The organism is Cytobacillus gottheilii (assembly GCF_900166665.1).
Taxonomy (GTDB): Bacteria; Bacillota; Bacilli; order Bacillales; family Cytobacillaceae; genus Cytobacillus; species Cytobacillus gottheilii_A.
On record NZ_LT800494.1, the window covers coordinates 1971669 to 1978208 of the forward strand.

5 protein-coding genes are annotated in these 6540 nt (G+C 38.4%); 4 read left to right on the forward strand and 1 reads right to left on the reverse strand.

Going from position 1 to position 6540, the window contains the following annotated elements:
* Positions 1-160: 160 nt before the first annotated feature.
* Positions 161-1069, reverse strand: coding sequence for a homoserine O-acetyltransferase MetA (gene metA, locus B7E07_RS09850; RefSeq protein ID WP_080845703.1), 909 nt, complete (start codon positions 1067-1069; stop codon positions 161-163).
* Positions 1070-1285: 216 nt separating this feature from the next.
* On the opposite strand from metA, the gene B7E07_RS09855 reads away from it, so the two are divergent.
* The 4 genes from B7E07_RS09855 to B7E07_RS09870 all read left to right on the forward strand — a co-directional run.
* Entirely contained in the window at positions 1286-2974 is a 1689-nt protein-coding gene (locus tag B7E07_RS09855) for a formate--tetrahydrofolate ligase (RefSeq protein ID WP_080845704.1), read from the forward strand.
* A 1-nt stretch (position 2975) separates the two neighbouring features.
* A complete protein-coding gene (locus B7E07_RS09860; protein ID WP_080845705.1) occupies positions 2976-3509 on the forward strand; it encodes a hypothetical protein in 534 nt (177 codons plus the stop codon).
* A 271-nt stretch (positions 3510-3780) separates the two neighbouring features.
* Entirely contained in the window at positions 3781-5232 is a 1452-nt protein-coding gene (locus tag B7E07_RS09865; RefSeq protein WP_080843532.1) for an IS1182 family transposase, read from the forward strand.
* Positions 5233-5704: 472 nt separating this feature from the next.
* A partial coding sequence (locus B7E07_RS09870) for a GNAT family N-acetyltransferase (RefSeq protein WP_139785715.1) occupies positions 5705-6540 on the forward strand: 836 nt, incomplete at its 3' end.

A 6540-nucleotide genomic window follows, 5' to 3' on the forward strand; every position in this document is an offset into this window, starting at 1 on the left:
GCTAAGCAATTACTTAAATTAATGGTATCATAAGGCTACAAAGCCTTTTCTTTTTAAGTGAAAATTGTTGTACATGTATACAATCCTTCGAGGAAGTTTACTACAGTCAGCAATCATAAAAATAAGCCTGGATGATTCGTCATCCAGGCTTGCTAATGTTTTATGACCAATGATACGGTGTCTCCTGATACACATAATAATTCAGCCAGTTCGAAAAAAACAGAAATGCATGTGAACGCCAAATATTAGCTGGAGCTTTTTGGGGATTATCTTCTGGAAAGTAATGAACCGGAATTTTTATATCAAGACCTCTTGAAGCATCTCGCTCATATTCTTCTAAAAGAGTATTAGCTTCATATTCTAAATGTCCTGTTATCATAATTTGTTTCCCTCTATTGGCCGACATGATGAAAGCACCCGCCTCCTCTGATGAAGACAGCAGTGTAATTTCTTGATGAGCAAGCACTTCGTCTAAAGACACATCTGTATGACGGGAATGCGGTGCCCAAAAATGATCATTAAAGCCGCTGAGGAGCTTTTCAGCTGATTCATATACGGTGTGAGGGAAGACTCCAAAACATTTGCCTTCTAAATCATATTTTCCGATCCCATAATGATAATATAAAGCTGCTTGTGCTCCCCAGCATATATGTAATGTCGATGTTACATTTGATTTTGTCCATTGCATGATGTCTTTTAATTCCTGCCAATAATCGACCTCTTCAAAGGGAAGCTGTTCAACAGGGGCACCAGTTATGATCATTCCATCAAACTTCCGGTCTTTAATATCTTGAAAGGTTGAATAAAATTGATCGAGATGCAGCTGGCTTGTATTTTTGGATGTGTGTGTTTTTGTTTTTAAGAATGTAATATGCGTTTGCAGTGGTGTATTGCCTAGAAGACGAAGCAGATGTGTTTCCGTTTTTTCTTTTTGAGGCATCAAATTTAGAATAAGTATATTAAGCGGACGAATATCCTGATGCAAGGCCTTATCATCATCCATAATAAAAATATGCTCTTTTTCTAATATTTCGCGGGCAGGCAGATTTTTCGGTATGTTAATAGGCAAAAGATCAACTCCCATGTTTCTTCATTTTGAAAGGCGATATACATATATAACAATATGCACTATTATCCATTTTATTAAGATCATTATATAAACGATTGCAATAGTCAGCAATGATAATGTGTTTTAATTTGCTAAGTTTTTTAAATATTATCTCACTGTGATGGTACAATAAAAAGTGGCTAATACATATCACACCATGTTGCAGGGGGAAGATGCATGAACGCTAAACTTGAAGTCAAGTCAGATATAGAAATTGCTCAGCAGGCAAAAATGAAACTGATTACAGAAATTGCTGCTTCAATCGGTTTACAGGAAGATGATATTGAATTATATGGCAGATATAAAGCAAAACTCTCCGCAGAGACATTAGAGAGATTAAAGACGAACGAATCTGGAAAAGTCATTTTGGTTACAGCGATCAATCCAACTCCAGCAGGAGAAGGGAAATCGACAGTAACAGTCGGTCTCGGTGATGCGCTGAATGCCATTGGCAAAAAAACAATGATTGCCATCAGAGAACCATCCCTAGGACCAACAATGGGAATTAAAGGCGGTGCAGCTGGCGGCGGGTTTTCACAGGTGCTTCCAATGGAGGATATTAATCTTCATTTTACGGGAGATATCCATGCCATAACATCTGCTAACAATGCGCTGGCTGCCTTAATTGATAATCATATCCAGCAGGGAAATGAGCTGAGAATAGATCAGCGACGCATTGTCTGGAAGCGGGCGCTCGATTTAAATGACCGCTCGTTAAGAAAAGTTATCATAGGCTTGGGCGGTGCAATGCAAGGCGTTCCAAGGGAAGATGGTTTTGACATAACCGTTGCATCCGAAATTATGGCGGTGTTATGCCTCTCTGAAGATATAAAGGACTTGAAAAACAGACTTGGAAAAATGGTCATTGCTTACAATATGGACAAGCAGCCAATATCCGTATCACAGCTTGGTGCAGAAGGTGTGTTAACACTGCTTTTAAAAGAAGCCATCAAGCCAAACCTCGTTCAAACGATCGCCCATACACCTGCACTCATTCACGGTGGGCCATTTGCTAATATCGCTCATGGCTGCAATAGCGTTATTGCCACAAAAGCTGCTGCAAAGCTCGCTGATTTTGTTGTAACAGAGGCAGGGTTCGGGGCTGATCTTGGAGCAGAAAAATTCCTGCATATAAAAGCAAGAACCTCAGGGATTAAGCCAGAGGCCGTCGTGGTCGTAGCGACAATTCGAGCTTTAAAAATGCATGGAGGAGTAGCAAAGGACCACTTAAAAAAAGAAAATATCGAAGCGCTTCGCATAGGGTTCGCGAATCTGCAAAAACATGCCGAAACACTGAAGAGCTTTGGGCTTCCGTATGTCATTGCGATCAACAAGTTTATAACAGATACAGAGGCAGAGATGAATACATTGCTGGAGTTATGTGCTGCTAATGGAATGGAAGCAGCTGTTACAGAGGTATGGGAAAAAGGCGGAGACGGAGGAGTAGAGTTAGCTCAAAAATTGGTTGAAGTCATCGAAAAGCATGAAGAAAGCTTTTCCCCTTTATATGAGCTTTCTGATTCTCTCGAAAATAAGATAGCGGCGATTGCGGAAAAGGTATATGGAGCTGGAAAAGTTGAGTATTCTCAAAAAGCCAAAAAGCAAATCACCCAGTTTGAAGAACTTGGCTGGGGGAACCTGCCGATTTGTATGGCGAAAACACAATATTCATTATCGGACGATCCTGCCAAACTCGGCAGACCAGCAGATTTTTCAATTACCATTCGTGAACTAAAGCCATCCATTGGCGCTGGTTTTATCGTCGCATTAACAGGTGAAGTCATGACCATGCCAGGTCTTCCTAAAAATCCGGCAGCATTGCGGATGGATGTTGACGAACAAGGTCAGGCAGTTGGACTCTTTTAATATGTTTGATCCTACAGCATTTGAAAATATGAAGGTCGTAATAGAGGGCTGTCTCTACGATTACGACCTGGATGGTGAAATCATTATTACTGACCGTAATGATTGGGTAAACTTGGCAAAGCTTTCCCGCAAATTTGAAATGACACTCAGAAAGAATTCAAGCAGCAAGGTATTCTGTACATTTATTTTGCAAGCTGACCTTGCTAATTTAACAGCTGAACTGCTGCCTCTTTCAAATGTGGTACAGCAAAGTGGAGCATCTGTTTTTATTAAAACAACTCTTGAACATCTTGAAAACGAAGAATTATATAAAAAATCGGCTGAGCGATTAAGAAAGATTTGGGGAGCCAATCATTCAGTTCAGCAGCATATTAGAAAAAATGCTCTAAATGAACATGCCCACGTGGAAAATGAACTAACCATATCTTTCAATCGCCTCATCCAGGAAGATCAAATTGATGACCTTCAAAACATGGCAGAATACATGGTCAAAACCGTAAAAGAAATGGATCATCTTACAAGAACGTTTACCTGAGGGCGAGACTGAAGCGTAAATATTCAGTTTTGCTGTATTTCCGAATGATTGGGTGTTTATATATCCCGATCATTCGGTTTTTTGGTATAAACATGAGTGAAATGGAGCGGAGGACACTCGACTCCAGCGGGTAATAGAGGAAAAGTTGAGACCCCGCAGGAGCTTTTGCGAGGGCACTGAAAAAGTCCATTTAAGTCAGTGAAACATTTACTGTTTCACTGGCTTTTTGTTTTATAATAGAGGTATTAACTTATCGCAGGTGGTATATAAAATGATCTCCAACCAACAATCCCTTAGTTTCAGCCCCTATTTACAGATATACGATCTTGTTGTTCCACAAGATAATATGCTTCGTCAAATCAATGATCTTGTGGACTTCAGCTTTATTCTAGAAGAGTTAGAATCAAAGTACTGTCTAGATAACGGTCGTAATGCCGTTCACCCGATCCGTATGTTCAAATATCTCTTGCTTAAATCCATTTTTAATTTATCAGATGTAGATGTGGTCGAACGATCAAAGTATGATATGTCCTTTAAATACTTCCTTGAAATGGCGCCAGAAGATCCTGTTATTGACCCCAGTTCCCTAACGAAGTTTCGTAGGCTTCGTCTAAAAGATGTGGATTTATTAGATATGCTTATAAATAAAAGTGTTGAAATCGCATTAGAGAAAGACATCATTAAAAGTAAAACGATTATTGTTGACTCAACTCACACAAAATCCCGTTATAATCAAAAGTCCGTTAAAGAATTTTTACAGGAAAAATCAAAGAATGTACGTCGGTCTGTCTACCAAATCGATGAATCGATGAAAGAGAATTTACCGGCCAAAACAACAACGAATAGTGTTGAAGATGAATTACAGTACTGCGAAGATCTTATTACCGCCATCGAATCAGAGCCAAGAATTTCAGAATTACCTGCGGTGAAAGAAAAGTTAAATGTATTAAAAGAAGTCGTTGAGGATTGTACAGAACAGTTGAGTTTTTCCATGGATCCAGATGCCAAAGTAGGACATAAATCGGCAGACTCCTCTTTTTTTGGATACAAAACACATTTGGCAATGGCTAACGAACGGATTATTACGGCAGCGGTGATCACAACTGGAGAGAAAAGTGATGGAAAATATCTTCAAGAATTAGTTGAAAAAAGCATCAAAACAGGAATGGAAATTAAAACGGTTATTGGAGATACGGCCTATTCTGAGAAAGAAAATATTCGTTATATAAAAGAAGAAAATTTGGAACTTGTTTCAAAATTGCATCCACATGTAACGCATGGTACGCGAAAAAAAGAGGACGAATTCACGTTTAATAAAGATGCAGGAATATATGTGTGTAAGGCTGGCCATTTGGCGATCCAAAAGAAATTTGAAGAAAGAAAAGGTCAAGATCGAAATCCAAGAATTAAATATTTATTTGATACGAATAAATGCAACACTTGTCCCTTACAAGAGGGCTGTTATAAAAAAGGAGCGAAAACAAAATCCTATTCTGTCACAATAAAATCGACAGAGCATAAAGATCAGGAAGCATTTCAAAAGACGGTTAAATTTAAAGAGCTATCTCGAAATCGATATAAGATTGAGGCTAAGAATAGCGAATTAAAACATGCACACGAGTATGAAACAGCGAAATCCTCGGGTTTATTTGGCATGCAAATTCAAGGGGCAACCACCATATTTGCGGTAAATATAAAACGAATTCTAAAGTTAATAAAGTAAGAAAATGGACAACATAGTCCAAAATTAAGGGATTCAGACAAAAATAAAGCCAATTTCTTTCTAATAATAGACAGAAATTGGCTTTTTTATCTTTATAAGATTTTACCAGGTTAAAGAAAAACGAAAAACCTTAAGAAAATCAGTGCCCTCAGCTTTTGCTCCGAGGAGGCTCAACTCTGTGATCCCGAGAAAAAACAGGGTTCGCAGCGCAGGTGGAACGGGCTCATCTAATATCAGAACGAAAACTGTAATTATTCGCATTTAGGGGAAATATTTTTATTATGTAGTAGCCGTTTGTAATTGTGTAATAATCAGAATAATGTTTACAATTTTAATGTGAACAGCTAGTATGAAATAGGGAAATCATTCCTATTATTAAGAAGGAGGAGAAGCTGATGAATATTTCATCTGTTCAAAAATCGGAAAATGAGGAGAAAAGACAAGAAGTCACCTAGCTTAGGAGGATAAGAGAATGAACGTGAAAACAAATGAGATTGTGATTACCGAATATAGAGAAGAGCATGCTGCCCAAGTAGCGAAAATGTGGAATCTGAGCAGAGATAGCTGGGGCGGAGATTCAAGAGTTACAACTGCGGAAGATGTCAAAACAAAAGAAGAAAACTCCGGCAATATTACACTTTATATAGCGATGGACCAGAATGAGGTTGTTGGATATTGCGGACTCTCTAAATACAGGGAAGATACCGGTGCTCTTTATATACCTCTTTTAAATGTACGTCCAGATTATCATGGCAAAAAAATCGGTAAAATGCTATTAATGAAAGCCATTGATAAAACGATAGAATTAGATTATCCCCGGGTCGACTTATTTACATGGCCGGGAAATTTGAAGGCAGTTCCACTTTATAAAAAATGCGGGTTTTTTTGGGAAGATCGGGATGATACTACACATTTAATGAACTTTATTCCTTCCGTACTTAAAATACCGGTTTTAAAGCCATACTTCGCAGAAACAGATTGGTATGAAGCGAGTACGAGAGTAATAGAAGTGAAGCCGGATGGAGTTAAGAGAAACGGATTTTCTTTTTATGAATATGTATGGAATAGTAATGGTAAAAACGTGCGTGTAACTTTTGAGAGAACAGGTAGAGGGATTTCTGCAATTGATACAGAAGATTTTTCGGTTGAAATTGTATTGCCATCACATGAAATCATAGAAGGGCAGTCTGAACAAGTGGAGATACATCTGAAAAACAAAAGTGGAAACTCTTTAGAGGTTCAGGCAGAAGGCATCAAAAGTGAACGTTCAGCCATTCAATTATCTTCAAATGTAAATGTAGCCGATGA

What these genes read in the sequence shown, in the direction of transcription:
- B7E07_RS09855 (WP_080845704.1), top strand. Translation starts at nt 1,286, where the DNA reads ATGAACGCTAAACTTGAAGTCAAGTCAGATATAGAAATTGCTCAGCAG.
- B7E07_RS09860 (WP_080845705.1), top strand. Translation starts at nt 2,976, where the DNA reads ATGTTTGATCCTACAGCATTTGAAAATATGAAGGTCGTAATAGAGGGC.
- B7E07_RS09865 (WP_080843532.1), top strand. Translation starts at nt 3,781, where the DNA reads ATGATCTCCAACCAACAATCCCTTAGTTTCAGCCCCTATTTACAGATA.